Origin of the sequence: Romboutsia sp. 1001713B170207_170306_H8, from assembly GCF_015550495.1 — a bacterium.
In the GTDB taxonomy this organism is placed as follows: Bacteria; Bacillota; Clostridia; order Peptostreptococcales; family Peptostreptococcaceae; genus Romboutsia_E.
This window is the reverse complement of sequence record NZ_JADNAX010000003.1, coordinates 260,165-286,407: the sequence shown is the minus strand read 5'-3', so window position 1 is coordinate 286,407 and position 26,243 is coordinate 260,165. Positions and strand designations below refer to the sequence as shown.

31 protein-coding genes and 2 pseudogenes are annotated in these 26,243 nt (G+C 25.0%); 24 read left to right on the top strand and 9 right to left on the bottom strand.

The window, feature by feature from the left end; translation table 11 throughout:
- Positions 1-34: 34 nt before the first annotated feature.
- Entirely contained in the window at positions 35-1,189 is a 1,155-nt protein-coding gene (locus I2A66_RS08440; protein WP_147515880.1) for a DUF2812 domain-containing protein, read from the top strand.
- Positions 1,190-1,342: 153 nt separating this feature from the next.
- Here the strand turns inward: I2A66_RS08440 and I2A66_RS08435 are convergent, their stop codons facing one another.
- The 4 genes from I2A66_RS08435 to I2A66_RS17845 form a co-directional block, all read right to left on the bottom strand.
- On the bottom strand, positions 1,343-2,446 hold the full coding sequence (locus tag I2A66_RS08435) for a DUF1648 domain-containing protein (protein WP_195251425.1): 1,104 nt from the start codon (positions 2,444-2,446) through the stop codon (positions 1,343-1,345).
- Entirely contained in the window at positions 2,439-2,828 is a 390-nt protein-coding gene (locus I2A66_RS08430; protein WP_122638749.1) for a GntR family transcriptional regulator, read from the bottom strand. Before I2A66_RS08430 ends, I2A66_RS08435 begins: the two co-directional genes overlap by 8 nt.
- Before the next feature lie 402 nt (positions 2,829-3,230).
- On the bottom strand, positions 3,231-3,398 hold the full coding sequence (locus I2A66_RS08425) for a hypothetical protein (protein WP_164488969.1): 168 nt from the start codon (positions 3,396-3,398) through the stop codon (positions 3,231-3,233).
- Positions 3,399-3,554: 156 nt separating this feature from the next.
- Positions 3,555-3,755 (bottom strand): TetR-like C-terminal domain-containing protein, encoded by a 201-nt coding sequence (locus I2A66_RS17845; protein WP_442970885.1) that lies wholly within the window; start codon positions 3,753-3,755, stop codon positions 3,555-3,557.
- A gap of 338 nt (positions 3,756-4,093) precedes the next feature.
- On the opposite strand from I2A66_RS17845, the gene I2A66_RS17200 reads away from it, so the two are divergent.
- From I2A66_RS17200 to I2A66_RS08405, 4 genes are all read left to right on the top strand, one after another.
- Entirely contained in the window at positions 4,094-4,249 is a 156-nt protein-coding gene (locus I2A66_RS17200; RefSeq protein WP_243238699.1) for a hypothetical protein, read from the top strand.
- A gap of 90 nt (positions 4,250-4,339) precedes the next feature.
- The gene (locus I2A66_RS17195; protein WP_243238698.1) at positions 4,340-4,705 is read left to right on the top strand and encodes an MMPL family transporter; all 366 of its coding nucleotides are present in this window, start codon (positions 4,340-4,342) and stop codon (positions 4,703-4,705) included.
- 306 nt (positions 4,706-5,011) lie between these two features.
- Positions 5,012-5,422 (top strand): MarR family winged helix-turn-helix transcriptional regulator, encoded by a 411-nt coding sequence (locus I2A66_RS08410; RefSeq protein ID WP_195251424.1) that lies wholly within the window; start codon positions 5,012-5,014, stop codon positions 5,420-5,422.
- 56 nt (positions 5,423-5,478) lie between these two features.
- Positions 5,479-6,885 (top strand): MATE family efflux transporter, encoded by a 1,407-nt coding sequence (locus I2A66_RS08405; RefSeq protein ID WP_147515882.1) that lies wholly within the window; start codon positions 5,479-5,481, stop codon positions 6,883-6,885.
- A 149-nt stretch (positions 6,886-7,034) separates the two neighbouring features.
- Here the strand turns inward: I2A66_RS08405 and I2A66_RS08400 are convergent, their stop codons facing one another.
- Genes I2A66_RS08400 through I2A66_RS08390 form a run of 3 tightly spaced genes read right to left on the bottom strand, consistent with a single transcriptional unit; the run spans position 7,035 to position 7,672 of the window.
- Positions 7,035-7,187 (bottom strand): YvrJ family protein, encoded by a 153-nt coding sequence (locus tag I2A66_RS08400; protein ID WP_147515883.1) that lies wholly within the window; start codon positions 7,185-7,187, stop codon positions 7,035-7,037.
- An 11-nt stretch (positions 7,188-7,198) separates the two neighbouring features.
- Positions 7,199-7,426 (bottom strand): DUF2922 domain-containing protein, encoded by a 228-nt coding sequence (locus I2A66_RS08395; protein ID WP_195251423.1) that lies wholly within the window; start codon positions 7,424-7,426, stop codon positions 7,199-7,201.
- 30 nt (positions 7,427-7,456) lie between these two features.
- Positions 7,457-7,672 carry a DUF1659 domain-containing protein gene (locus tag I2A66_RS08390; RefSeq protein WP_147515885.1) on the bottom strand — a complete coding sequence of 72 codons (216 nt, stop codon included), beginning with the start codon at positions 7,670-7,672 and terminating at the stop codon, positions 7,457-7,459.
- Positions 7,673-7,743: 71 nt separating this feature from the next.
- On the opposite strand from I2A66_RS08390, the pseudogene I2A66_RS17000 reads away from it, so the two are divergent.
- The 4 genes and pseudogenes from I2A66_RS17000 to I2A66_RS17180 form a co-directional block, all read left to right on the top strand.
- Positions 7,744-7,860 (top strand): annotated as a pseudogene (locus tag I2A66_RS17000) (IS1595 family transposase); the annotation flags it as partial.
- A gap of 164 nt (positions 7,861-8,024) precedes the next feature.
- Complete coding sequence (locus tag I2A66_RS17190) at positions 8,025-8,165, top strand: hypothetical protein (RefSeq protein WP_243238697.1); 141 nt, start codon at positions 8,025-8,027, stop codon at positions 8,163-8,165.
- Positions 8,166-8,222: 57 nt separating this feature from the next.
- Complete coding sequence (locus I2A66_RS17185; RefSeq protein WP_243238696.1) at positions 8,223-8,399, top strand: hypothetical protein; 177 nt, start codon at positions 8,223-8,225, stop codon at positions 8,397-8,399.
- Positions 8,400-8,879, top strand: a complete 480-nt coding sequence (locus I2A66_RS17180) for a 2-oxo acid dehydrogenase subunit E2 (RefSeq protein ID WP_243238695.1) — start codon at positions 8,400-8,402, stop codon at positions 8,877-8,879.
- 161 nt (positions 8,880-9,040) lie between these two features.
- Here the strand turns inward: I2A66_RS17180 and I2A66_RS08380 are convergent, their stop codons facing one another.
- Positions 9,041-9,448 carry a helix-turn-helix domain-containing protein gene (locus I2A66_RS08380; protein ID WP_147515886.1) on the bottom strand — a complete coding sequence of 136 codons (408 nt, stop codon included), beginning with the start codon at positions 9,446-9,448 and terminating at the stop codon, positions 9,041-9,043.
- 225 nt (positions 9,449-9,673) lie between these two features.
- On the opposite strand from I2A66_RS08380, the gene I2A66_RS08375 reads away from it, so the two are divergent.
- The 10 genes and pseudogenes from I2A66_RS08375 (at position 9,674) to I2A66_RS08335 (ending at position 16,496) form a co-directional block, all read left to right on the top strand.
- Positions 9,674-9,889: a helix-turn-helix transcriptional regulator gene (locus I2A66_RS08375; RefSeq protein ID WP_147515887.1), complete on the top strand. Its 216-nt coding sequence runs from the start codon at positions 9,674-9,676 to the stop codon at positions 9,887-9,889.
- 26 nt (positions 9,890-9,915) lie between these two features.
- A complete protein-coding gene (locus I2A66_RS08370; RefSeq protein ID WP_147515888.1) occupies positions 9,916-10,776 on the top strand; it encodes a DnaD domain protein in 861 nt (286 codons plus the stop codon).
- Between the two features lie 13 nt (positions 10,777-10,789).
- Positions 10,790-11,491 (top strand): ATP-binding protein, encoded by a 702-nt coding sequence (locus I2A66_RS08365; protein WP_147515889.1) that lies wholly within the window; start codon positions 10,790-10,792, stop codon positions 11,489-11,491.
- A 14-nt stretch (positions 11,492-11,505) separates the two neighbouring features.
- The gene (locus tag I2A66_RS08360; RefSeq protein ID WP_195251422.1) at positions 11,506-11,664 is read left to right on the top strand and encodes a hypothetical protein; all 159 of its coding nucleotides are present in this window, start codon (positions 11,506-11,508) and stop codon (positions 11,662-11,664) included.
- 130 nt (positions 11,665-11,794) lie between these two features.
- Complete coding sequence (locus I2A66_RS17175; RefSeq protein WP_243238693.1) at positions 11,795-12,367, top strand: hypothetical protein; 573 nt, start codon at positions 11,795-11,797, stop codon at positions 12,365-12,367.
- A 12-nt stretch (positions 12,368-12,379) separates the two neighbouring features.
- Positions 12,380-12,715 (top strand): annotated as a pseudogene (locus I2A66_RS17170) (DUF5655 domain-containing protein); the annotation flags it as partial.
- A 40-nt stretch (positions 12,716-12,755) separates the two neighbouring features.
- On the top strand, positions 12,756-13,223 hold the full coding sequence (locus tag I2A66_RS08350; protein ID WP_195251420.1) for a phospholipase D-like domain-containing protein: 468 nt from the start codon (positions 12,756-12,758) through the stop codon (positions 13,221-13,223).
- Positions 13,224-13,301: 78 nt separating this feature from the next.
- Complete coding sequence (locus I2A66_RS08345; protein WP_195251419.1) at positions 13,302-14,054, top strand: hypothetical protein; 753 nt, start codon at positions 13,302-13,304, stop codon at positions 14,052-14,054.
- 33 nt (positions 14,055-14,087) lie between these two features.
- On the top strand, positions 14,088-15,617 hold the full coding sequence (locus I2A66_RS08340; RefSeq protein WP_147515891.1) for a hypothetical protein: 1,530 nt from the start codon (positions 14,088-14,090) through the stop codon (positions 15,615-15,617).
- A gap of 414 nt (positions 15,618-16,031) precedes the next feature.
- Entirely contained in the window at positions 16,032-16,496 is a 465-nt protein-coding gene (locus I2A66_RS08335) for a hypothetical protein (protein ID WP_195251418.1), read from the top strand.
- A 17-nt stretch (positions 16,497-16,513) separates the two neighbouring features.
- On the opposite strand, the gene I2A66_RS08330 is transcribed toward I2A66_RS08335, so the two are convergent.
- The gene (locus tag I2A66_RS08330; protein ID WP_147515893.1) at positions 16,514-17,587 is read right to left on the bottom strand and encodes a type I restriction endonuclease; all 1,074 of its coding nucleotides are present in this window, start codon (positions 17,585-17,587) and stop codon (positions 16,514-16,516) included.
- Positions 17,588-17,847: 260 nt separating this feature from the next.
- Between I2A66_RS08330 and I2A66_RS08325 the strand changes: the two genes are divergently transcribed.
- The 5 genes from I2A66_RS08325 (at position 17,848) to I2A66_RS08305 (ending at position 26,221) form a co-directional block, all read left to right on the top strand.
- Entirely contained in the window at positions 17,848-18,846 is a 999-nt protein-coding gene (locus tag I2A66_RS08325) for an NERD domain-containing protein (protein ID WP_195251417.1), read from the top strand.
- Positions 18,847-18,905: 59 nt separating this feature from the next.
- A complete protein-coding gene (locus I2A66_RS08320) occupies positions 18,906-20,099 on the top strand; it encodes a UvrD-helicase domain-containing protein (RefSeq protein WP_195251416.1) in 1,194 nt (397 codons plus the stop codon).
- A 12-nt stretch (positions 20,100-20,111) separates the two neighbouring features.
- Complete coding sequence (locus I2A66_RS08315; RefSeq protein WP_195251415.1) at positions 20,112-21,635, top strand: UvrD-helicase domain-containing protein; 1,524 nt, start codon at positions 20,112-20,114, stop codon at positions 21,633-21,635.
- Between the two features lie 145 nt (positions 21,636-21,780).
- Complete coding sequence (locus I2A66_RS08310) at positions 21,781-23,913, top strand: MrcB family domain-containing protein (RefSeq protein WP_147515896.1); 2,133 nt, start codon at positions 21,781-21,783, stop codon at positions 23,911-23,913.
- Positions 23,885-26,221: a DUF2357 domain-containing protein gene (locus I2A66_RS08305; protein ID WP_147515897.1), complete on the top strand. Its 2,337-nt coding sequence runs from the start codon at positions 23,885-23,887 to the stop codon at positions 26,219-26,221. Before I2A66_RS08310 ends, I2A66_RS08305 begins: the two co-directional genes overlap by 29 nt.
- The last annotated feature ends 22 nt before the right edge of the window (positions 26,222-26,243 follow it).

The window sequence follows — 26,243 nt, the reverse complement described above, 5'->3', positions numbered from 1 at the left end:
TTAAAATGGATATATAATTTCAGGGGGAGACAAAATGTTAATAGGCAAAAACAAACTAAAAAAGCACAATTCATTTGATGTTCTAGATGCAGATCTTTTAGAAAACTATTTAAGTGAAATGGCACTTAAAGGTTGGATGATAAGTGATATAAGTATAAGAAATTTAACTTTTGAAAGAATTGATCCGAAAGTAGTAAATTTCTTTGTAGATATTACAAAAAAGAATTTAGTAGGAAACAATAGTGTACAAGCCTTAGAATATACAAAATCATGCCAAGAAAAAAATTTAGAACTTATCTGTGGAAATGAAAAGTTTCAAATATTTATAAATAACTCAGATAATAAAAACTTAGATAGACAAAAACTAAATTTTATAAACGTATTTAAAGAATACTTTTATATGATATTTACATTTTCTATTATTATACTAAATATTTATTTAATTAGCACAAAGCAAAATGGGCTTATAATAATAACAGACAATCGTATGCTGATATTATTATTTTTATTTATACTAGCTATATTTATTAATATAAGCATATTTATTTTAAAATTAAAAAAATATAATGCTATAGTTAAAAATAAGGATTTAAATTTTGATATTTGGGATAACTTTAAGAAGAAAAGTTTTTATACAAAATTATTAAGTAATACAGGTACTTTAGCAATTATTATGACTATATTTTTTATAGTTGGTATTAATGGTAGCGAAAAGCTTGTTTCAAATAAAGATATACCATTATCTTTAGAAGATTTTAATGAGGATATTTCAGGAAACAGACAAGTTTATAAATCGAAGTCTTCATCACCTTTTGGAAAATATTATACATATTCTGATTATGCCTTTGTAGAAAGTAAAAAAATACATTATGATAATACAAGTAAGGGATATTATGAGGAGTATATTGAAAAATCTAAGGGCTATGTTGCTTATTCAGTAATTGAAAGTAAGTATGATAAAGTATTAGAAATGGCTTTACAGTCTATTTTATCAGAATATGATAGATATGGATTTAGTTATAAATATGATAAAAATGATACAAAGGACTGGGGAGCAAAGTCAGTTTATACTGTCATTGATACAAACGAAAAGGTAATAGTTTATGATAATGTGATTATTACTATTAATATAGATGATTTTGATATTAACAACTATATAGACTTAGTCAAAGAAAAACTTATAATTTAAAAGGAACATACATATATAGTTGAAATCAGGAGGAAAAATGATTATAAAGGTTGTATTCAACTGTGAAAATGACTTTGATTATATATATTGCCCAGAAAATATTAATATTACAAAAAACACATCTGTTTAAATAGATGTGTTTTTTTCAACACATTACATATTAAATGTTATAAATAGTACAACTATTATTAGTATAAAAGGAGAGAAGAATACCACTTTTCCTTTAACACTTCCTATATTAACAGTCCAACCTACACCAAATCTTTTTTGAACAAATAACGATGGATCATTAGGATTATTATATATACTTCCAAATATCCAATTATCATCATTATCATCTACAGAATAAACAGCAGTCTTATACTTACTTGGAGACTTATAATATAAGTATGTTTGATAAATAGAAGATACAACTAATAATAAAGTACTAGCCAACACTATATAAGTATTTAGACTACTAGCATTAACTGTAGCAATTAATATATTGATAAATAAAACTTGCATTGAAATATTTAGTATAAAGAAAGTAACTGCAATTTTATTTAAATAATTTAAATGAGCTTTTTTACTTTCATCAATATTATCAGAGCTTAGTTTGGCTCTAGTTTTTAAAGAATTTACAGAACTAATATATATTATTATTCCGATTCCAATACTCATAAATATAATACCAAAAACACTAAAAAATGATTTTTGTGAAAAAGCATCTGGATCACCACTAAATCCCCAGTGAGTAGGTATAACATCAGGCATTGAATTATATTGAGTAGCTACATATATGGCAACTAATATAGTAATTATAAATGGAGCTAAAAATAAAATAGAGTATTTTTTTATAATTCTATTTTTCTCATTAATGAAATCAGTGTCTAATATAACTTTAGTTTTTTCTAATTCTAAATCACTTATTTCTAAAGATAAATCTTGTTTTAAAGCTTTTACTTTATTATGGATATATATAAATACAATAAATTGATATATACAAAATCCTAATATTGGAACAATAGAAGATGATATATAAGCTTTAAATACATAAATGCTCACTAATGTAATTACTTCAAAAGCAATAAAACCTATAGTAAGAAGTAACTTAAATTTTTTATCTAAATCTCTAAATTCTTTTTTTGTAAAGTAATCACTATTTAAGCTAACTCCATAAAATTGTCTTTTACCACTTAATGCTTGAGTAAAATACATCATCACATAAATAAATAACAACATTGGAACATTTATTAAAACAGCTAAAGTACTATTCATAATCTTTCACCCCATATTTATCAAATAATTTATTACTATAGTCTATAAATTCATCCCTAGACATACCTAAAAGATAACTCTGTGCAGTTAAAAGCTCTAATGTAGATTTGATTTTTTCAACATTCTCATCTTTTTTCTCTAAAGGAAGATTATTTACTATAGCACCTTTTCTTCTATCGATATTTATATAGCCTTCATCTTTAAGCAAGTTATATGACTTATTTACAGTGTGGAGATTAACTCCTACTTCTTCGGCCATATTCCTAACTGATGGTAATGATTCATTTATTTTTAAATCACCTGTTGCAATAGATTTTATAATTTGTTCCTTAATTTGTGTGTATATAGGAATATCACTGTTAAAATCTAAGTTTAATATCATTTTATCACCTCTATATTAAATAATATATTTGTTATATATATAATATAACAAATATATGAAGTATTGCAAGTAAATTAATGATTATTTTAAATAATTGGTATATAAATACATAATGCAAATAATAGTAATCGTAAGTTTAATAAAAAAGGAAAAAAGTTACCGATAAGTATAAAAAGTTCTGATGATTTTTCAATATTATTATATGATAAGTAGGAGAAATCACTTATACCATATATTAAGCTTAATAATTCAATAGATGATTTTGAAGTTATTGAGAAAATACCTATAGAAAGTGATAAAGAATATGAAATTATTAAAGAGGGCTAACAATAGCCCTCTTTAATAATACTTTTTAGTACATAATATATTAATATTACAAACTTGCTTATAGGAATAATAAACTTATTTATTATTTAAGTATTTTTTTAAAGCACATATTAATAAGTACATAATGTATATAACTAATATCTTGATTGTAAGATTAATAGCCATATTTAATAATTGCATAATACTAATTAAAATTAAATTAAAATCAAATCCCATATTTGTTGTTTCTTCTATAAGACTCATAAAATACCCCTTATTTATAAAATTTTAATTAATATTATATTACACTATTATACAATATTTAACAATTACGAATAATATAACAAATTAAATAACTACATTTTAGAATGTAAAATATTGAAACTACTAAAATATGGTTATTTTTATTATATTATTTTATTATTTTATTATATTAAACCCATTAAGAATAATTTTTCCCACAATAACAGAAATTTCCACAGGACTTTCTTTTAAGCTATTTTTAAGCCAAGCGTCAATAATGCCAATAGAACCTGAAACTACAAAATTATAAAAATATTCAAATTTATCAATTTTATTTGTATTAAATAAAACCATCCAATGATTAAAATATTCTCTAATTGACTTAACAATTCATTTTCCAACTGTTCAGCCATATCATAAATATCCTTATAGTGAAGATAAAAAGTTCCTCTATTCAAGTCAACTTTATCACATAATTCTTTTACAGTTATATCTTTAATACTTTTTTCTAGTAATAAAGCTGTAAAGCCATCCTAAAGTTATTTTCTTGTTTTTTTATTCTACGATCTATTTTCTTTTCCATAAATCTCCTTTCAAAAATAAACAGATTTCAAAAAAATGTTTATTAAAATACGGTTTGTTATTTTGGTGTTCATATATGAACATAAGTATTATTATTGATTATAGTCCGATTTACTATATCTGTAATAGTTTACATGTTTTGTAGTAAACAAGTAAAGATTGACTACGATATGAATAACTACTTACCAGATGAAGCAACTTCATCAATAGCATTAGATGTTATGGATAAGGAATATGGTACGTCCATACCAAATGCTAGAGTAATGGTATCAGATTTAAGCTTATCATAAGCAAAAGCATGAAGGAGAAATTACTGAAAATAGAGGGGGTCAGTAACCTGGTTAGATGATGTAATTGACTTAGATACACCATTAGAAACATTGTCTAAAGAGGTAGTTGAAAATTATTATAAAGATAATAAGGCTTTATATACAGTTACAATAGATGAAAATAAAAGAATTAAAACAGTAAATGAGATTAGAAATTTAATTGGAGATGAAAACTCCATGGCAGGTTCTGCAGTAAATACATCAATAGCAACACAAGCTACAACTAAAGAAGTAAGTAAAATAATATTATTTATTATTCCACTATATTTAGCAATACTGATGTTAACATTAACATCATGGTTTGAACCAATACTACTTCTTGGGAGTATAGGTATAGCAATTAAATTAAATCAAGGTACAAATTTAATATTTGGAACAATATCCTTTGTAACAAATGCAGCAGGAAATGTACTGTAATTAGCAGTGTCTATGGACTATTCCATATTACTTTTACACAGATTTTCTGAAATGATATAAGAAGGATATGAACCAAAAGAAGCAATGACTAAGGCATTAGCAAAATCTACAAGATTTATATTATCTAGTGGACTTACTACAGTTATAGGTTTTGCAACTTATAAAGTAGCTATTTTTATATAGGTATATTTGGTAGATATGATAAATTTTTATTAGTTTATAATAATAAGGTATTTGATTAGTTGACAAGTTAACTAATTAAGCATACAATAGTTAACAAGTAAACTATTTTAAGGAGAAGCTACTATGGAAGAATATATAATAAAGTTTGCAACCATAATAAAAGAACTAAAAAGAAAAAATAGAAGTGTAATATCTTCGTATAAATTATCTCCTAACGAGATAGATATACTTGTAGCATTAGATATGGAGGTATATGATAAAGCTGCAGAAATTGCAGAGAGTTTTGAAATATCTAAATCTCTTGTTTGTAGGTCTGTAGATTCCCTTATAAAAAAGGGATATATAGATACAAAAAAAGATGAAAAAGATAAAAGAATAACTCGTTTAATACTAAAAGAAGATGCAAAGCCTATAGTGAAATTATTGAAGGAAAATAGAAATAAAACAACAGAAGTTATATTAAAAGGTATAGACAAAGATGAGTTAGCTATTTTCAATAAAGTATTAGATAAAATGAAAAAAAATCTTTTATAGTAAATATGAAATATTATTTATAATGTATAAAATTTAATAATTGGAGGAGGAATAAAATGAGTAAAAAAAATGCTGATTTGGGGAAAGACTCCATAGGTAAATTAATGTTAAAATTATCAGCACCAGCTATAATCGCTCAAATAGTCAATGTATTATACAACATAGTTGACAGAATATTTATAGGTAGAATGCCGAGTGGCGATTTAGCTATGGCAGGTGTAGGAGTTGCGTTTCCTATAATCTTATTAATATCTGCATTCAGTTCATTAGTAGGTATGGGTGGAGCACCACTTGCTGCTATAAGAATGGGTCAAAAAGATAATGACGGTGCAGAAAAGATAATGGCAAATAGTTTTAGTTTATTAATTATAATTGCAATCATACTAACAATAGTATTTACTTTATTTAAAGAGCCTATATTAATGGCATTTGGTGCAAGTGATAAAACTTTAGTATATGGTATGGATTATATAGGTATTTATTTAATAGGAACAGTATTTGTTCAAATTGCACTTGGAATGAATGCTTATATAAATACTCAAGGTTTTGCTAAAATAGGAATGATGACAGTAACAATAGGTGCTATTATAAATATAGTATTAGATCCAATATTTATATTTGGTTTAAATTTAGGCGTTAAAGGTGCAGCACTTGCAACATTAATATCTCAAGCAGTTTCTGCAATATGGGTACTTAAGTTCTTGTTTGGAAAAAATAGTATACTTAAAATAAGAAAAGAAAATCTAAAATTAGATAAAAAAATAGTAGGGTCAATAGTAGGCTTAGGAATGGCACCTTTTATAATGCAGTCTACAGAAAGTCTTGTACTAATTTCACTAAATACTCAATTATCTAAGTATGGTGGAGACTTAGCTGTTGGAGCTATGACGATTATGAGCAGTATAATGCAGATGACTATATTACCTCTTACGGGACTTACACAGGGAGCTCAGCCAATAATAAGTTACAATTTTGGTGCGAACAATATAGATAGAGTAAAGAAGGCGTTTAAAGTATGTTTAATATCATCTTTAGTATTTACATCAGGTGCATATATATTACTTATGACTTCATCAGAGTTTGTAGTTAAAATATTTAACAGTGATCCATCATTATTAAAGATAACATCTGACAGTATTAAAGTTTATTTCGCAGCAATATTTATACTTGGAGCTCAAATAGCTTGCCAACAGACATTTTTAGCATTAGGTCAGGCAAAGATTTCTCTATTCTTAGCTTTACTTAGAAAGATAATATTATTAATTCCACTAATATTTATATTACCAAACTTTACAAGTGATGGATTATTTGGTGTATTGCTAGCAGAACCAGTTGCTGATATAATAGCAGCTTTAACTACATTAATATGTTTTGCAGTGTTTTATAAAAAAACATTATCTAAAACAAATAAAACAAAAGAAGATAAACCTGAAATAAATAATACAGTTATAAAATCTGTTTAGGTTAAGACGACTGAGGTGGATACTGTAAAAATTTCTCTTTTATTTTTTTATAAAAAACAGCTTTCTATAATAATTTAATATTATTATAGAAAGCTGTTAAATTTTGTATTTACAAACTTTTTAACAAAATCACAATTTTTACTTTTAAATTACTCTATTCTAAGCTTTGAAAGTGTCTTGGATAAATCATTTATACTATCAGAGAGCACTAAAAGCTTTCCTTCTATCCTAACCAACAAGTACATTGATAGGGCAATTGGAAAGCCGACATTTGCTATGATAGTTAGAAAGTCAGCTTCCATTTTTCTACCTCCTATAACTTAAGGTCATATTCAGTAGCGTATGTTTCAACCACTCTTGCCTTAACTGCCTCTTTTAAATCTACTTCTCCTGGGCAGAATATATTTTTTTCTATAATCAAGTTCATAGCATCTATTACCTGCGTTTCTGTTAAACTTTCCTTTGGATCATCTACTGTTAAATTAACTGTGTTCCCTCCTGCAGATTTAAACGTCATTACCAATCTTTTACTTGCTTCCATAAATTATTACCTCCTTATTTTATTTAAATTTTATAATATAGATGTTGAGTCTAGTTTTAATGTGTCATACAAAGTATGCTTTTGCAAACCTTCTATTGCTTTTGCCACAGCTAAAATGTCATCAGATGAAGCATCTTCCTTTAGATTGGAATAAGTTTTAGTGCCTATAAGTGCCTTTCCATTATCACCTAATCCTTTATCAAATCTTAATTTTAAAGATGAAGCATTAATTGTTTCAGTTGCCATAAAATCTACCTCCTTATTTATTATTTAATTAAATGATAAGATTTTTATTTATCATGTGTTGGGAAGATATAATAAATAAAAATAATAAGAAGAGTAACAAAATTAAGGATATGTTGATTAATTTAGCAACTAAAGAAACTTGTATAACTATAAACACTATTAGGAATAGATATATTGAATTAGCTTAAAGCTAAGAAACTTTTAATAATATTTATTGCTTGTATTATTTAATAAATTACATAATACAAGCAATATAAGATAGTTCGTAATTGTTATATAATGCGAGTAAAGTATATTTTATTTAGAAGTGAATATCATAATTAATACAAAAAAATATACAAGGAGAATTATTATGAGCAAATTAACAATTAGTAATATAGAAAAATTTTCGGTTGAAAGAAAAATTATATATTATATGACAACTAAATCATGGCAGAATATACCTCATGTATCTTATATGTATGAGCCAGATGTTACAGATTTTATTGATTAATTTAAAAAATTAAAAACAGAATATAGTTCTTTGAAAAATGTCTCTATTAATTCATTAATGTTAAAAGTATTTTCAGAGGGGCTAAAGTTTGCTCCAAAACTAAACTCTCACATATCATATAATCAAAGTACTGGTGAAGGAGAAATTCGAACTATTAAGGAGATTAATGTGAATATGCCTTGGATTTTACCAAGTGGAAAAATGATGACGATAAGTATAAATAATATTGAATAAATGTCTTTATGTGAAATAAATAAACATATCAAAGATTTAGGTGAAAAAATTTCAAATATGGATACACAAGCTTTATCTAAATCATTTTCAGATAAAATAAACTATAATATTATAGATAGGATAATAAGTGGAGAACATGAAATTTCTAAAGATAATAAGGATAAAAATAAATCTAACTTACCAATAAAAATTGGTACTATAACTATATCAAATATTGGTTCTACATATAGGGAACAAAAAGGTGCTATTGCTATGTTAGATATTATACCACCACAAGTTTGTGTAATTGGATTTGGTGCAATTTTAGAAAAACCAGGAATATACATTAATGAAAGTAGTGAAAAGACTATTGGTATTCGCAAGGTGCTACCTATATGCTTAGCATTTGACCATCGTGCATTAGATTTTGGTGAAGTAATACCCTTTATTAAAAAATTAGATAGTGTATTTGAAAATCCAAGTATAATTAAAGATTTATAATATATTAGTTCACTATATTAATATATTGCGAAATAATTTATATAAAAGTAGCTAGACAATGGAAATTCCAATATGTCTATCTATTTTTATTATTTATCACATAATTAGCTAATAGAGTTTAAATATAAAAAAATACCAAGACTCTTTTGAGTCTTGGTATTTTACTTATTTTTTTCTTCTTCGATAGCTAAAAGCATACCTATTTTTATAGAATTCAATACTGTACTAATAGCCTCTTTAGAAGCAGGTTTACCACAAAACATTAAACCATCTTGTTGTAACATTTCTTGTGTATTTTTTAAAATTTCTTCTAGATCTTTTTCAGATTTTTTACTTATATCGCACTCATTATGATTTTGAAACTCACTAATCCCTAATAAATAATCAATAGAAACTTCTAATGCATCAGCAAGTCTTGAAAGTACTGCTGATTTAGGTTCAGTTAATCCATTTTCGTATCTAGATAAATTAGACTCAGTTATATTGGCTTTCTTAGCTAATTCTTTTTGCTTTAAATCTAAATTATGTCTAGCTTTTTTTATTCTTTGAGCAATAGTTTCCAACTTCATACCCCCTATGAGTAAATTTGACTAGATTTAGTAATATATTACAATGATAACATAAGATTACAAAAAAGTAATAAAAATGGTATAAATGGGAATATTAAATAAAATTATAAGAAAATAAGTAATAAAATTATCGAAAATTAATTGACACTGTAAAAAAATGGTACTACTATTTAATTACAACTAGGGGATAAAAACTTAAACTTAAAAACCATATAGGAGGGTAAAATGGGACTGAGGATACTTAAATCAAAAAGGGTGTTACAAGGATTGACTCAAGTACAAGTAGCAGAAAAATTGAACTTAAATCCAAAAACATACAATTATAAGGAAAATGGTAGGACTAAATTTACATTAGATGAAGTTACAAAAATTATTAAAATATTAAATTTAACATTAGAAGACGTAGATGAAATATTTTTAGAAGTAAGTAACTTATCATAAAACTTATAAAAAGATGGGAGAAAATCATGGCTTTATATAGACATGTAAGAAGTGAAATATGGGTAAATCCTAAAGTCAGCGAATGTATGAACAGCAATGAAAAATTAATTTTTGTATATCTATTAACTAATCAACATACAACACAAATCGGAATTTATAAAATAACCAAAAAGCAAATAGCATATGATCTAGATTTACCAATGAATATAGTAGAAGAAACATTAGAAAAATTTGAAAATGATTTAAAAATAATAGTCTACAATAAAAGCACTTATGAAATTGCAATTACTAAATGGGGTAGATTTAATCTTACTAACTCAGGACGTCCAATTAAAGATTGTATTAAAAAAGAACTTTTAGAAGTAAAAGATGTAGAGCTTTTGAAAGTTATAAGTGAACATATAAGAAAAGAAGAAATAAAAGAACTATTTGATAATGCTTATGATAACGTAGCGTTAACGTTAGGTGGACAAAAAGAAAATAAAAAAGAAAAACAAAAAGAAAATGAAAAAGAAATACTTAAAAATAGCAATGACTTAAGTAAGTATGCAAAGTTATACACAGAAAATATAGGCGTAATTAATGGAATAGTTTCTCAGTGGTTAATCGAAATATCTGATAGTGTAGATTTACTCTTATTTAAAAAAGCAATAGAAATAGCAACTAATAAAGGAAAATGTAGCAAAGGTTATGTACAAGGAATTATCAATCAATGGAAGGATAAAAATATAAGAAGTATAGAAGATTTAGATTCATATAAACTTCAAGAAAAAATAAATAAAAGCTCGAATATAAGAAGCTTAAAATTTGAAGAAGAAAAAGTAAACTACTCTAAACCGAGTGAAGAATATTTAGCTTATGCAAGGTCATTAAGTGCAATCAATTAAATGGGGGATACAGATGTATAAATGTGATAAATGCAGAGATATGTTATTTGTATTAAATAAAGATGAAGCAATACCATGTGAATGTAGGGATATAAGAATAGCAGAAACTATATTACAAAAAAGTGGAATAAGTGAAAAGTTTAGAGAAAAAACATTTGAAAGCTTTAAATATGAAATAGATAGTGAAATTTTAAGAGCTTATACAAAAGTAGTAAATTACAGCAAAGATTTTGTAAGAGCTTTTGATAATAGCAAAAATAAAAGAGCTATCAATAAGATAAGCTCAATTATATTAGTTGGACAAGTAGGTTCTGGCAAAACTCACTTGTCAATGGCAATAGCTAACACATTATTAAGTAAAGGAATAAGCGTTATTTATATGCCTTTTAGGGATATTATAACACAAATAAAGCAAAACATTCTAGATGAAGAATATTATAAAAAATACATTTCAAGATACCAAAGAGCAAAAGTACTTTTAATAGATGACTTATTCAAGGGTAATATTTCTAAAAGTGATATTAACATTATCTTTGAAATAGTAAATTACAGATATTTAAATAATTTACCCATGATAATTAGCAGTGAATACGATATTAATTCTTTGTTACAAATTGATGAAGCTATAGGAAGTAGACTTATAGAAATGAGTGAAGAAAATATAGTTCAAATAAAAGGAAAAAAATTAAACTATAGAATATATAAGGGAAAATAAAGGAGAATTTTTATATGGGAATGTTAAATAACTTTTTTAATAAAGCTGTAAAAGAAAATATGTATCCTTTTGGTAGCAAAGAATGTGGAAACTTCTTAAGAGAAGTTTATAAAGATAGCATAGATGATACTATAATACTTACTGAAGGTATAAATTATAAATTAATAATATAAACTTCTACCATAAAAATAAGTGTTAGCATAGCTGACACTTATTTTCATGTCTAAGTATAGATAAATAATTATATATGATAAAATATAATTATAATAAAATAGACAAGCAATTATAAGGAGATAAATGTTAATGCTTTTATATCAAATAAATAATAATAAAATGGAAGAAATAAAAGAAAAGCCATTTAAAAAAGAAATAGAGCTTCATAAACTATGTGAAAATAATTTAGAAAATATATTTGGATTAAAATTTGTAAAAAGAGAGTTTAACTTTAACAACTTTAGATTAGATACACTAGCATTCGATGAAAGTAATAAATCCTTTGTAATTATTGAATATAAAAAGATATCTAACTTTAGTGTAATAGATCAAGGATACGCATACTTATCGTTAATGTTAAACAACAAAGCTGAATTTATACTTGAATATAATGAAAGCTGCAAAGAATCATTAAAAAGAGAAGATGTAGACTGGAGTCAGTCAAAAGTTATTTTCGTATCTCCAACATTTAATAACTATCAAAAAGAATCTATAAATTTCAAGGACTTACCTTTTGAATTATGGGAAGTAAAAAGATTTTCTAATGATACTATAAGTTTTAATAACATAAAGCCATCAAAAACTTCAGAATCTATTAATACGATAGCTACAACGAGTGAGCAAATAAAAACTGTTAATAAAGAAGTAGTAGTATATACATAAGAAGATCATTTAAATAAATCCTCAGAAGATATAGTCGAGTTATATAATACTATTAAAGAATTTATATTAAGTTTAGATGATAGCATAACTATAAAACCTAAGAAGTTAGAAATAGGATTTTCATATAAAAATAAGATAATTATAGATATACTTTTACAAAAGAAAGCTTTAAAGATATGGTTAAATACGAGATATGGAATGCTAGATGATAGTAAAGGTATAGCTAGAGATGTTACTAATATAGGCCATTGGGGAAATGGTGATTATGAAATACAATTATCAAATGATGATGAGTTAGAATATATTTTTAGTTTAATAAAACAATTATATAGAATAAAAAGTAAATAAATAATTAGACATATAAAAATTATTGGGGGGAGGATATAAAATGCAACTTTATTATGGTGGAAACACATTAAAAGAATCAATCAATAGTACTAGAGATATAAGTAAAATTAAGATAGCTGTTGCATATTTTTCTGAGTATGGGCTAAAGACTTTAAAGGATTTAATAAAGAATAATAATCTAAATAAAAATAGAGTAGAACTTTATTTATCTCCAGAATTTACAAATAAAAATCAAGGTAAAATATTAAAGGAACTTATAGATATTGCAAAGGTAAATATAGTTTTTGATGCTAAGTTTCATCCAAAGGTATATCTATTTGAGTGTAAAAATAAGAATAAATTAATATTTGGATCTTCTAATTTTACTCAAAATGGTATAGAAAATAATATTGAATTTGATTCTATTATGGAAATTGAAAATAATTCACTATATAAAACAAAGGTAGATTTATTTTTTGACCATTGTAACAGTAAATCTAAATTAGTGGATGAAGAGATTATTAAATAGTATGAAAGTATAGAATCAGAATTAGAAGAGTTAAGAAAAGTTCAAAAGAAAATAACTAAAAGAATTTATGCAAATGAAATGAAAGAGGATCCATTTGATGAAGATGATTACGATTTTACTAACTATTACTTTAAATACAGTGATTATGAAACATTTTTCACTAGAAATGAGAAAAAAGATGATATTAGTATAAATAAATGTAGAGCAGAAGTTAAAGAGAAAATTTTAGAAATACATAAAAATATTTATAGTAAGGTTAAAAAATTAGGAATTAATTGTCATTGGAGAAAAGATCATATTACGTCTTTAATAAGACCATGCACATATAATTATGGAAAAGTTGATTGGCTTGGGGTTAGATATGGGAAAACCGAGTCTGAAATTAAAGTACTAAATATGGGTACAGATAAAGGTGAAGGTTTAGGGTTTCAAAAACATGCATGCATTCAATATGCTATAAGTGCTGATGTATTTGAGGTTAATTTATTTCATTCAGTTCCTAATGATGCATTTGATAGAAGTACTATATATGAAAGATTAAAAAATGATAGATTTAGAAATAGTATAGAAAATGAGCTAAGTAATTTAAAAGGTCATGGATTTATATGGACAATAAATGAAAAAACATTTGATATTGATAAAGATGATATAAGTCAGTTTCATAAGTTTTATATAAGTAATGATTGTGAAGGTAAGTTTTCTTCTTTGAGTAAGGTATTTAACCCAGATGATGAAGAAATAAAAAGTTTAGATTCTATATGTGATATTGTATATAAGTATATAGAAATGCTAATTCCTTTATACAATTTAGTAAGTTATAGATTGAAATAAAAAAGTGTATTTAATAAAAATAAGGAGAATAATATGCAAACTAGTAAATGGACAGATGAAGAAGACTCTTTATTAAAAAAACTATATGAGGATAACATACCTGTAAAATCAATAGTAGAGATGATGAATAGAACTGAAGGAGCTATAAAATCTAGGGCTAGAAAATTAAAAATAAAAAAATCAAAAGAGTGGTCAGAGTATGAGGATAATATAATAAAAGACGGTTATGAGAATGGTGAAAGTAATGAATCTATAGGAAATAGAATAGGAAGGCATAAAAGTTCTGTTCAGCGTAGGGCTAAAGTATTGAACTTAAAGCATCCATCTAAGTGGAGTAAAGAGGAAGAAGAATTAATAAAAGAAGGCATAGAATCTGGTTTAACAATAAAAGATATAGCAACAAAGTTAGAAGGAAGAACAGAAGGTAGTGTATATTCAAAAGTAAAAAATATGGGATTAAGTGTATTAGAAAGATGGTCAAAAGAAGAAAATAAACTACTACATTTATATAATACTGATACTAGTATAGAAGAAATCTCAAGTATGCTTAATAGAACCATTAAAGCAATAAATTCAAAATTACATAAACTAGGAATAAAAAGAAAAAATGATGATTGGAGTGAAGAGGAAGATAATATACTAAGAGAATCTTATAATAATAGAGAAAAAATTAAGAGTATCGCTGATAAATTAGGAATAAGTGAAAATGGAGTAATTAATAGAGCTAAAAGATTAGGAATAAAACATGATAGTTATTGGGATATTGAAGAAGAAAATATATTAAGGGACTTGTATTCTAAAGGGTATACAAGCAATTATATTGCTCGGAAAATTGGAAGAACAGAATCTGCAGTATTTGCAAAAGCTCAAAGTTTAGGTTTAGTTCACCAAAAGTACTTTACGGAAAATGATATAGATATAATAAGAGAAGGTTACGAATTAGGTAAAAGTGTATCTGATATAGCACTGGAAATTGGTAAAAGTTACAAAGGTGTGTCATTTAAAGCAAGAGAATTAGGTTTTAGACATCCTAGATTAATAACAGAAGACGAAGATAGTGTAATAAAGCATGGATATAAAAATGGAGATGAGTTAAAAGACATAGCAAATAAAATAGGTAGAAGTGTTGGTGTTGTTCAGCAAAGAGCAGCATTATTAGGTATAACTACCCAAAAAGCTAGATGGTCAAATGATGAAGATGATGTTCTTATTGAATGTTATAAGAATGGAGAAACTTTAAAAGAAATATCTACTATTTTGGGTAAAAGTAAAGATGCAGTATGGGCTAGAGCTAATAGACTAGGGATAACAAATTCTATAAATTATTGGACCGAGGAAGAGGATAAAATCATTATTGAAGGATATAAGAATAAATCTAATATAAAGGATATAGCTATAAAAATAAATAGATCATATATAAGTGTTTTAAGTAGAGCTAATAATTTAGGTATAAAGTATCCAAATTATTTTACAGAAGAAGATGATAAATTAATAATTGAAGGATACGAAAATGGAGAGTCTATATTAGAAATAGCCAGTAAAATAGATAAAAGTATAGGTTGAACTGTATGTAGAGCTAAATTACTAGGTGTAAAACATGCTTGTTTTTGGACAGAGGAAGAAGATAAAATTTTAGAGGACTCATACAATAAAGGATATACATTAAAAGAAATATCAGAATTACTTAATAGAAGTAAAAGCTCTATTTCAGCTAGAGGGCAATTATTAGGCATAAAGAATATAAACTTTATAGATACTAAGGAAGCTAGAAAAAAGTATATAGAAGAAAAAGCTATTAAAGTTGGAAATAATATAGAAGTAGTAGAATGCAGCATAAGCGCAAATGCTACATGTACTTTTATCTGCAAGGAATGTAATAAAATTAATACAACTAAAAATAGTACATATTTATATATATTAAATTATAAAACTGAAGAACCACATAAAAAATGTAGTTGTAAGCATAAGACTTCAATTATGGAAGAATACATAGAAAAAATACTTTCAGAGCGAGGATACTTATATAAAACTGAGGCTAAAGTAGAGGGGCTTAAGAATAAATCATCTTTAAGAATAGATGCTGTTATTCTTAAAGATGAAAAATCAATAAGTAAAGACATTCTTAATGATAATGAGATTAGTTGCAGTATAGAGTTAGATGGGCAGTTTCATTTTAAAGAAACATCTTTTGGTAATGATTTAAAAGGACAATTAGAACGAGATGGTATAAAAAATGAATTTTCTATTGAAAGAAAAATACCACTTCTTAGAGTTCATTATGAAGATGGATTGAAGTATGATAAGTTAGAAAAAATAGTAGTAGATTTTATTGAAAATGTAAATTCAAAAAATATTGATAATGTAATAACTTATTCAGAATGTTATCCTGAGGACATGAGGATTCTAGTATCTTATGAGGAAATAAAGGAAGATATTATTTGATTTTATAACTTATTGAACTAATTAGAAATATTGTTTAAAACTTTGACAATATCTAACTCAAATCCATTAATATCATCAATACAAGAAATCTTATACTTAGTACCATCCTTAGGAGCATTATTCAACGAAATAAATAAACTAGCTCCATGGAAATGGAACCTAATAATCCACTTCCTAACATTATTAGTATAAAGAACTCCTAAATAACGCCCAGCAACTCTTTGACATATATTATCAACATCAGTATACTTAGATAACATATCTAAAACTAAATCATAAGCTTGAATCTCAAGGTCTAAAAGCTCTCTTTCTGATTTTTTAGAAGTTTCTTCCTTAATGTTATCATTAGGAATTTCTATATTATCCTCTGTAGTTTTATCTATACTAATTTCATTATAAGAATCATCTAATGTACAATCGCTATTAAACTTATTATTTAAAACATCTTGTATAATAGGTCTAAACTTGTTAATTATAGCACTTGTCTTTCTACCTTCATAGAAATTATCCAACACTAATTGAACAAACTCATCAGGAACTTGATTAATTAATTTATCAATACTTTCATATACACAATCATAATCTTGGTTATTAGATATAGTATCAATTAATTCTAGCTCATCAAAATTATTCTTAGAGAATCTATTTAAAAAATCAATAGATTTATCATCTAAATTATCTAAATTAACTGTTAAAAAAGGAGTAGTATCTAAAATATTAGCTTTTTCTAAATCAGTATAAAATCTATATTCAATTCCATTTGTTAAAATAGCAAACTTTGATTCTGTAGTAGTAAAATATCTATGTAACTGTCCTGTATGTTTGTCTAGATTTTCATAAACTGATTTGGCTTCTATTAATATAACAGGTTTATTATCTTTTATAATTGCGTAATCTACTTTTTCGCCTTTTTTTATACTATGATCTGCCACAAACTCAGGTACAAATTCCATTGGGTTAAATACATCGTAACCTAATAAGTAAAAGAAAGGCATTATTAAAGCTGTTTTTGTTGCTTCTTCAGTGGATAAAGAATCCTTTAAAGATACAGCTCTATTACTAAATTCATGTAACTTCTTTGTAAAACTCATAGTCAATCTCCTTTAATGCTAATGTAACGGCGTAAAAAATATTATTTTCTCGTTCTATTATAGAAGAAAACCGTTTTTTTATCAATTAGAACGGGAAAATTTAGAGATTATATTTAATATTAAAATTGATAGTATTCAAATATATAACTACAAATAAACAAATAAGGACAAAAAATGACAAAAAGTATATTGTATAATTACAATATAGAACAAACTTTAAGTAAAGAGAACTATGAAAAATAATCAAGGGGACAAAATAAATGTTAAAAAGAGCAATAAAAGTACTGACAAACAAACCAACAGAGATAACAGGACCAGTATTCACAAAAGAATACAACAAAGAAAACAAACAAATAACAGATCTAGAAAACTTATTAAAAGTAACCGATGAAAACACAAGAAAGAGCATAGAAAGAGACATAAAAAAGCTAAAATACGGTCAAATTGGAGAAAACAACGTATACTACGAACTAAAAAACAGCTTCATACCAATGGTGTGCTTACACGATCTAAGAATAGAATATAAAGGAATGGTAGCACAAATAGATTTTATAGCAATAACATCAAAATACATATACGTAATAGAATGCAAGAACCTAGTAGGGAACATAAAAATAACAAAAGATGGAGAATTCATAAGAAGTATAAAAAACTCATATGGAAAAGTCGTATCAACAGAGGGGATGTATAGTCCAATAGTTCAAAATGAAAGACATATAAACATAATAAAGGAAATTCTAAAAGAAGAGCTTAAATATAAATTTAAACTAACAAGAATAGAATCGCTAATAGTAACAGGAAATACAAAAACAATAATAAATAAAAAAGATGCTCCAAAATCTATTAGTGAAAAGATAATAAGACATGATCAATTAATAGAAAGAATACAAGCAGAACAAAAAAATAAGAAAATTGATTGGACATTTATAGAAGAAGATATGATGAATATATCAGAGTGTTTAATGAAATATCATAAAGAAATTACGTATGATTATGATAAAAAATACTCAATGAAATCAAATGATAAAATAGATATAAAAGTAAAAAGTGAAGACGAATTAAGATCAGAACTTAAATCATACAGACTAGCTATTAGTAAAAAAGAAGAGATTAAACCATTTATGGTATTTAATAATGAAACTATGGAAGAACTTATTTCTAATAGACCTAAAGATTTAGATGAATTAAAAAATATAAAAGGTTTTGGAACTGTAAAATGTGAAAAGTATGGAACTGATTTAGTTGCAATGATGTTATAGCATACAAAGATCATTACAAATATAAATAAGACAATTTTAACAACGGGGGAGAATTATACATGCTATATTACATATTTTTTATTTATGTTTTTGCTTTAATTATTTTAGTTAGCATAAGGAATACAAAATCAAATAAAATAAAGGGAAGTTCAACTTATAAAGAATTAAATCTGAAAATAGAAAAATTCATAAGTGAATTTGAAAAAGCTAAAAGTGGATACTTTACAAATTCTATAAAAGTAAAAATTATAAATGAATATAAAGACATATATAAACTAACAAGAACTAATAAATATAAAAAATTAAATAATGTAAATATAAATAAATTCAATGAGATATATAGGAATTTAGACAAATTAGTAAGAGAATATAATAAAACTTATATTAATAAAGAGCTACTAGAACATAAAGACTTACTTGATAATATAGATGGTAAATCTTTAGATAAACAACAAAGAGAAGCAGTAGTAGTTGATGAAGATAATAATTTAGTATTAGCAGGAGCAGGTAGTGGTAAAACACTTACAATATCAGGCAAAGTTAAATATTTAGTAGATGCAAAAAATATAAAAGCAGAAGAAATATTATTAATTTCATTTACAAAAAAAGCTGCAGAAGAGATGAATGAAAGAATATCTCAAAAACTAGGACTTAATGTAGAGTCTAAAACTTTCCATAAGTTAGGTCTAGATATTATAAAAGAAAAAAGAAAGAAGTCTCCAGATATATCAGATAGTTTAAATAAAGTAATTAATAACTATTTTAAAGAAGCTGTATACAAAGATAAAGCTAACTTAAATAATTTGATGGGATTCTATGGATGTTATATAGATATACCAAAGGATCTAGATGATTTTGAAAACTTGGGAGAATACTATAAACATTTTAATAGTAGTAATTTTACAACTATAAAAGGTAAGCTTGAATTACAAAATATAAATAAAGCTGAGGAACAAAAACTAAAGATAGATAAAAAAACTATAAATGGAGAGCAAGTAAAGAGTATAGAAGAGGTAATAATAGCTAACTATCTTTACTTAAATGGAGTAAAATACATATATGAATATCAGTATCCTTATGATATAGAAGATAACTATAGAAAAATATATAGACCTGATTTTTATCTTCCAGATTATGATGTGTATATAGAACATTTTGGTGTTAATAAGGATTATAATGCACCATGGTTAAGTGAAATAGAAGAGCAAAAGTATGTAGAAGGTATACAGTGGAAAAGAGAATTACATAAATAAAATAAAACAAGATTGATTGAAACTTATTCTTATTATAATTCAGAAGGTAGATTATTAAGTGAATTAGAGCAAAAGTTAAGTAAATTGGGTATTGAGTTTAAATCAGTAGATTGTGAAGATATATATAATACTATAATAAAGAATGAAGAAGATAAATATTTTAAAGAATTTAGAAAGTTAATAGCTACATTTATAGGGTTATTTAAATCTAGAGGATATACATTAAAGAATTTTGATGATTTATTATTAAAAGCAAAACAGATAAAAAGCCCATATTTAAAAGAGAGAAGTATATTATTTTTAAATATAATTAAACCAATTTATGTAGAATATCAAAAGTCACTATCAGATAATCTAGAGATAGATTTTAATGATATGATTATTGAAGCTACTGAAATAGTTAGAAAAGATGAAGTTAAATTTAATTATAAATATATAATAATAGATGAATATCAGGATATATCTCAAAGTAGATTTGAGTTAATAAAAGAAATAAAAAGACAAACTAATGCTAAGCTTATGTGTGTAGGTGACGATTGGCAATCTATATATAGGTTTACAGGTAGTGATATAGATTTATTTACTAATTTTAAAAAGCATGTAGGATATTATGAATTATTAAAAATAGAAAAGACTTATAGAAATTCACAACAGTTAATTGATATAGCTGGTAAATTTGTTATGAAGAATAAGATACAATTAGTTAAAAATCTTAAGTCAGATAAACAAAACAAAGTACCTATAAGAATACTTCAGTATACTGATGATATATCAAAGGGTATAAGTAAGGCAATTAAGGATATAGTTAAAAATTATGGAGAAGGGTCAAGTATAACTATATTAGGAAGAAATAATTTTGATATTAATGTATTGGAAAATGATGTATTATATAAAGTTATAAAAACAGAAAATGATGTTATTATAAAATCAAAGCTATATCCAAATGTATCAATAAATTATCTTACAGCTCATAAATCAAAGGGATTAGAAGCTGATAATGTTATTATAATAAATCTGCAAAATAATATAACAGGATTTCCAAATCAAATGACAGATGATCCAGTGTTAGATTTAGTATTAACAAAGTCTGATAATTTTGATTTTGCAGAAGAGCGTAGATTATTTTATGTAGCTTTAACTAGAACTAAAAATACATCTTATTTAGTTATTCCAGAAAGTAATTCTTCTGTATTTTGTGATGAATTAATCAAGGAATTCAATATTAATGTTGAAAGAGTAGATGATTTAAATTTAAAAGAGAGAATTGCATGTCCTAAGTGTATAGATGGTAAATTAGTTAAGAGGTTTGGTTCAGATAAGAAAGGCTTTGTAGGATGTACTAATTATCCAATGTGTGATTTTACAAGTAAGTCAACAGACATACTTGCAAGTGGTATAGTTTGTAGTAGTTGTGGAGGCTATATGGTTATTAGAAGTGGTGTTAAGGGTAAGTTTTTAGGATGTACTAATTACCCTCATTGTAAAAATACACAAAGGTATGAAGATGAGGTATATTTAAAGGATATTGTTTCATAAAAATATGAGCTAGCATTCTAATAAAATGCTAGCTTTAAATTATGCTTTTAAGTAAAAATATTATAATTAAATATACAAAAATATTAAATTTGGAAAGATTAAATATAAAGAATATAAGTAAGTAACAAAAGGGAGATATATTTATATGAATATACATGACATATTAAATAAAATAATGAATGATTATCTAAAAAAGATAAAAGAAGAAAATTGTAACTCACAAAGTTCAATGTATCAGTTAGTAGTAAATGAAACAAAACAAATAATAACAAAAGATATAGAGCAAATGAACATAATAGACATGGAATTAGAAGTTAAGTCATCTTGTGGTAAGGGTGGATGGACATATAATCCATGGATAGCCATATTTAATCCTAAAATAACAAAAACAATACAAGAAGGAGTGTATATAGTATATTTATTTAGTAGAGATATGAAGAGAGTGTATCTAACTCTAAATCAAGGATATACGAATTTACAAAATAAACTTGGAAAAAAAGATTCTAAGTTAGAAATGATAAAGAAGCGTGATTACTTAAGGAGCAAACTTAATAAATATGATTTTAAAGATGATAATAACATAAATGTAGAAAAACCAGAGTATGAAGAAGGATGTATTTTTTATAAACAGTATAACCTTGGATCAATACCTTCAGAAGAAGCTTTATTACATGATCTAGAAAATATGATAGAGATTTATAAGGAATATTATTATAATATATTTTTAACAAATAATGAGGCAGAGTGCTTTTTTAATGAAATGAAAAATACTAAAATGTCTAAGAGTTATAAAATTCCATTGTTATATGCATTTTATAATGATGGAGATATAAAGTTAAAGATAAATGATAATGATATATTAAAATCATTTGAACAGTTTTATAAGAGAGATGAATTTAAAGATGATTTAAGTATTAATATAGATAATATAAATTATGATGAACAAGAGCAAAAGAATCTTCTAAAAATAGCGAAGGATAATCCAATAAAAAACTTCTTAAAAAATACATCACAATATTTTTATGAAGAAGAAGAGCTATTTTGTTTGAATGAAGTATTAAGACCCTATATAAAAGATGAAAGTTTTAAATTGAAATTTAAAGAAGTATTAGAAACTTTAGAGTCTTTATATCTAAGAAGAAAAATAAAAAATGTAGCGGAGCCAGATATGATAAATAAAAAATATTTAGTTGAGTGTATAGAGAAATATATTAAGAGTAAAGGGTATACATATGAATATAATCAATTATCAAATCTATATCTATCACTAAAAACAAAACCATTTGTAATACTAGCGGGAATAAGTGGTACGGGAAAATCAAAAATAGTACAACTTCTAGCTAATTCACTAGGAGCAACATCAGAAAATAAACAATTTAAAACAATAAGTGTAAGGCCAGATTACAATGATAGTACGGAATTAATAGGATATAAAAATTTAAATGATGAGTTTATACAAGGGACCTTAACAAAAGTAATAGCCGAAGCATCAAAAGAAGAAAATAAAAATAAACCATACTTTGTATGTTTAGATGAAATGAACCTAGCAAGAGTAGAATACTATCTAAGTGATTATCTAAGTATAATAGAAAGTCGCAAAAAAGTAGATGGAGAAATAATAACAGATAATATAGTAGATGAATATAAAATAAAGCTATATATACCAGATAACCTATATATAATAGGAACAGTAAACATGGATGATACAACATTCCAATTTAGTAGAAAAGTACTAGATAGAGCAAATACAATAGAATTTTCCGATGTAGACTTAGAAAATCTATTTCCAGAAGAAATACAAGAAGAACAAGAAGCACTACAAGTTGATAATAACTTCTTAAAAACAAGTTATCTAAAGACTATAGACATAGAGCAAGAATACAGAGAATATGCAAAAACTATAAATAAAAAAATAATAGAAATAAATGAAATACTAAAAATATCACAAAAACAATTTGCATATAGAGTAAGAGATGAAATCATATTCTATATGATAGAAAATAAAAAATCACAATTACTAGAAGATGATTTAGCATTTGATTATCAAATAATGCAAAAAATACTTCCAGCTATAGTAGGTAGTGAATATAGTATATGTGAAGTTTTAATAAAATTATTCAACTTTGTATGTGATAAAAAAGTAATAGAAGAGATAGATATAGAAGAAGCAGAAAACTATATAAAAAATGAAAATGTAAGATATGAAAATAGTGCTAAGAAAATACTATATATGCTAAAAGGATATCAAAATGATGGATACTGTAGTTACTGGTATTAATAAAGATATATTAAAAATATCAACAAATGACTTTACAATATATTTATCTGGAAATATTGAAAATAAAAAATTTAGAGCTACTAATAATCATAAAGATATAACTTCATATATAAGTGTAGAATCACAATATTATGATGTAGAAACTTACTCATTAAACAGCTTTAAAGAATTAGAACTTAATGATACAAACTTCATGTATCCTAGTTTTTTTGAAGATGGAAGTTATAATATATATTTAGAGAATAATAGTAAATCTCACTTTGAAATATATCATACAGACAAAGAGATAAGAGATAACATAGTATCAAGACGTAGAGATGTGTATGGATCTTTTAAGTTTAACGGAGACATAGGATATTCTACATTTAAAGTATTAAAGGATAATGCTATAGTATTAACATTTACAATACAGGTATTTCCATCAAAATTAGATTACTTGGATGATTACAATGAGATTCTAAGAGATATAAATGAAGAAATAAACTCATTAGTGTTTGAGTTTATTTCCAAAACTTTCTCAAGAGTAGAAATAAAGGATGTAAAGAATCAAACTAACTTAGAGTTTATAACTATACTTAACAGCATTTATGAAAACTTAGAAAAAGCTATTAAGAGAATAGAAAATCATCCTAAGCATGGTGTTATAAAAGAGCTTAATTTAAAAAATGAAAATAAAGCTAAAAGAATATGTGTTAAAGATACTATAAAACATAAAAGAAAAAATCAAAATTCAAATAATGTAGTAGAAGTAAAAAAGAAAACAACTTTTGATATATATGAAAATCAGCTTGTAAAGGATATAATAAGCAAAACTATAAAAAAGATAAAATGTGTAAAAAAAGAAATAGAGAAATCAAAGAATAAAGACCATATTTTTTATAAGAAGTTATCATTTTATGAATCTAAATTAAATAATCATTTGAATACATTTTTTAAGGATATAAGCGATATAAAGAGTAATAAGTCTATGACTTTAGCATTTAAAATGGCAAGTGGATATAAGGAAGTGTATTACTACTATAATTTATTATCCAAGGGCCTTGATATATGTAGTGGTGTATATGATATCAATTATAAAAAGCTTTGGAACTTATATGAGATTTGGTGCTATATAAAGATACATAATATTATAAAAGAATTAGGCTATAAAACTAAGAATTCATCAATGATACAAGTTACTTCAAATGGGTTAACTTTATCATTATTACAGAATAAAAAATCAAAATGTATATATGAAAATGATAAAGGTAATAAGTTAGAACTTTGGTACAATAAGCCTTATTATGGATTACCAACTACTAATCAAAGACCAGATACAGTACTTTGTTTAAAGAGTGATAAAAATTCTGATAGAGTTTATTTATTTGATGCTAAATATAGATTATATATAGATAACAATGGGGTTATAGGACCTATGGAAGAAGATATAAATGTTATGCATAGATATAGAGATTCTATAGTTAGTGAAAATAAAGATGAGAACTATTATAAATATGAAACATATGGAGCATATGTAATGTTCCCTTGTAGTGATGAAGAATCTTATAAAGAACATAAATTTTATAAGAGTATAGATAAGGTTAATATAGGTGCAATACCTATGCTTCCAGGTTCAACATCACTTATGAAGAAACATATATGCAAATTAATAGATGAATCATATATAGAAGCTATAAATAATAATCCTATATTTGATGAAGAAAATGATTATTATAAGTTTAAGAATAAAAATGTAATGATAGTTAATGTAAAAGATAAAGAACATTTTGATGCATATAAAGAGCATAATTTTTACCATATACCAAAAAGTACCTTATCTAAGGTTGATATTAATGTACAGTATTTAGCATTTTATCAATCTAAGAGAAGTTTTAAGGCTGATAGTGGAATTTATTATTTTGCTAAGATAAAGGATGTATATGAATACAAAAGAGGTAATTGTTTAGAGCTTAAATGTAGTAATAAATCTAAAATAGATGATATATATATAAGATTTAATCTTGAGAAGTTTGAAAAAGTAGGTCCTATTGATATAGTAGAATACGGCCCAGTTACATTTAATTATACTACTATGTATTTACTAAAAAATGCAGAAACTATGCATGAGTTGTATTTGAATAATAGGAAAGAAATTGAAGTATATAAGGTTTTAAAAAGTTTTAGTAAGAAAAATAATCTTATTTTAAAGAAAGAAAAAGGTGGATTTACTATAGGAGAGAATTATGTCAGAGTTATAAACAATAAAATTATAAAACTTAATGATGAAATTATTGATGATTTAGAGAGAGCTTTATTAAATTTAAGATAATTTTATATAAAAAATAAACATA

Bases quoted from the DNA above. Each gene is read 5' to 3' on its own strand.
- I2A66_RS08365 (WP_147515889.1), top strand. From the start codon at position 10,790: ATGTATAAATGTGATAAATGCAGAGATATGTTATTTGTATTAAATAAA.
- I2A66_RS17200 (WP_243238699.1), top strand. From the start codon at position 4,094: ATGTTTTGTAGTAAACAAGTAAAGATTGACTACGATATGAATAACTAC.
- I2A66_RS08405 (WP_147515882.1), top strand. From the start codon at position 5,479: ATGAGTAAAAAAAATGCTGATTTGGGGAAAGACTCCATAGGTAAATTA.
- I2A66_RS17190 (WP_243238697.1), top strand. From the start codon at position 8,025: ATGAGCAAATTAACAATTAGTAATATAGAAAAATTTTCGGTTGAAAGA.
- I2A66_RS08395 (WP_195251423.1), bottom strand. From the start codon at position 7,426: ATGGAAGCAAGTAAAAGATTGGTAATGACGTTTAAATCTGCAGGAGGG.
- I2A66_RS08345 (WP_195251419.1), top strand. From the start codon at position 13,302: ATGAAAGAGGATCCATTTGATGAAGATGATTACGATTTTACTAACTAT.
- I2A66_RS08320 (WP_195251416.1), top strand. From the start codon at position 18,906: ATGCTATATTACATATTTTTTATTTATGTTTTTGCTTTAATTATTTTA.
- I2A66_RS08325 (WP_195251417.1), top strand. From the start codon at position 17,848: ATGTTAAAAAGAGCAATAAAAGTACTGACAAACAAACCAACAGAGATA.
- I2A66_RS08330 (WP_147515893.1), bottom strand. From the start codon at position 17,587: ATGAGTTTTACAAAGAAGTTACATGAATTTAGTAATAGAGCTGTATCT.
- I2A66_RS08375 (WP_147515887.1), top strand. From the start codon at position 9,674: ATGGGACTGAGGATACTTAAATCAAAAAGGGTGTTACAAGGATTGACT.
- I2A66_RS08430 (WP_122638749.1), bottom strand. From the start codon at position 2,828: ATGATATTAAACTTAGATTTTAACAGTGATATTCCTATATACACACAA.
- I2A66_RS08360 (WP_195251422.1), top strand. From the start codon at position 11,506: ATGGGAATGTTAAATAACTTTTTTAATAAAGCTGTAAAAGAAAATATG.
- I2A66_RS08310 (WP_147515896.1), top strand. From the start codon at position 21,781: ATGAATATACATGACATATTAAATAAAATAATGAATGATTATCTAAAA.
- I2A66_RS08440 (WP_147515880.1), top strand. From the start codon at position 35: ATGTTAATAGGCAAAAACAAACTAAAAAAGCACAATTCATTTGATGTT.
- I2A66_RS08340 (WP_147515891.1), top strand. From the start codon at position 14,088: ATGCAAACTAGTAAATGGACAGATGAAGAAGACTCTTTATTAAAAAAA.
- I2A66_RS17180 (WP_243238695.1), top strand. From the start codon at position 8,400: ATGTCTTTATGTGAAATAAATAAACATATCAAAGATTTAGGTGAAAAA.
- I2A66_RS08425 (WP_164488969.1), bottom strand. From the start codon at position 3,398: ATGAGTCTTATAGAAGAAACAACAAATATGGGATTTGATTTTAATTTA.
- I2A66_RS17175 (WP_243238693.1), top strand. From the start codon at position 11,795: ATGCTTTTATATCAAATAAATAATAATAAAATGGAAGAAATAAAAGAA.
- I2A66_RS08410 (WP_195251424.1), top strand. From the start codon at position 5,012: ATGGAAGAATATATAATAAAGTTTGCAACCATAATAAAAGAACTAAAA.
- I2A66_RS08370 (WP_147515888.1), top strand. From the start codon at position 9,916: ATGGCTTTATATAGACATGTAAGAAGTGAAATATGGGTAAATCCTAAA.
- I2A66_RS08390 (WP_147515885.1), bottom strand. From the start codon at position 7,672: ATGGCAACTGAAACAATTAATGCTTCATCTTTAAAATTAAGATTTGAT.
- I2A66_RS08380 (WP_147515886.1), bottom strand. From the start codon at position 9,448: ATGAAGTTGGAAACTATTGCTCAAAGAATAAAAAAAGCTAGACATAAT.
- I2A66_RS08435 (WP_195251425.1), bottom strand. From the start codon at position 2,446: ATGAATAGTACTTTAGCTGTTTTAATAAATGTTCCAATGTTGTTATTT.
- I2A66_RS08400 (WP_147515883.1), bottom strand. From the start codon at position 7,187: ATGGAAGCTGACTTTCTAACTATCATAGCAAATGTCGGCTTTCCAATT.
- I2A66_RS08335 (WP_195251418.1), top strand. From the start codon at position 16,032: ATGGAAGAATACATAGAAAAAATACTTTCAGAGCGAGGATACTTATAT.
- I2A66_RS08305 (WP_147515897.1), top strand. From the start codon at position 23,885: ATGATGGATACTGTAGTTACTGGTATTAATAAAGATATATTAAAAATA.
- I2A66_RS17185 (WP_243238696.1), top strand. From the start codon at position 8,223: ATGTTAAAAGTATTTTCAGAGGGGCTAAAGTTTGCTCCAAAACTAAAC.
- I2A66_RS08350 (WP_195251420.1), top strand. From the start codon at position 12,756: ATGCAACTTTATTATGGTGGAAACACATTAAAAGAATCAATCAATAGT.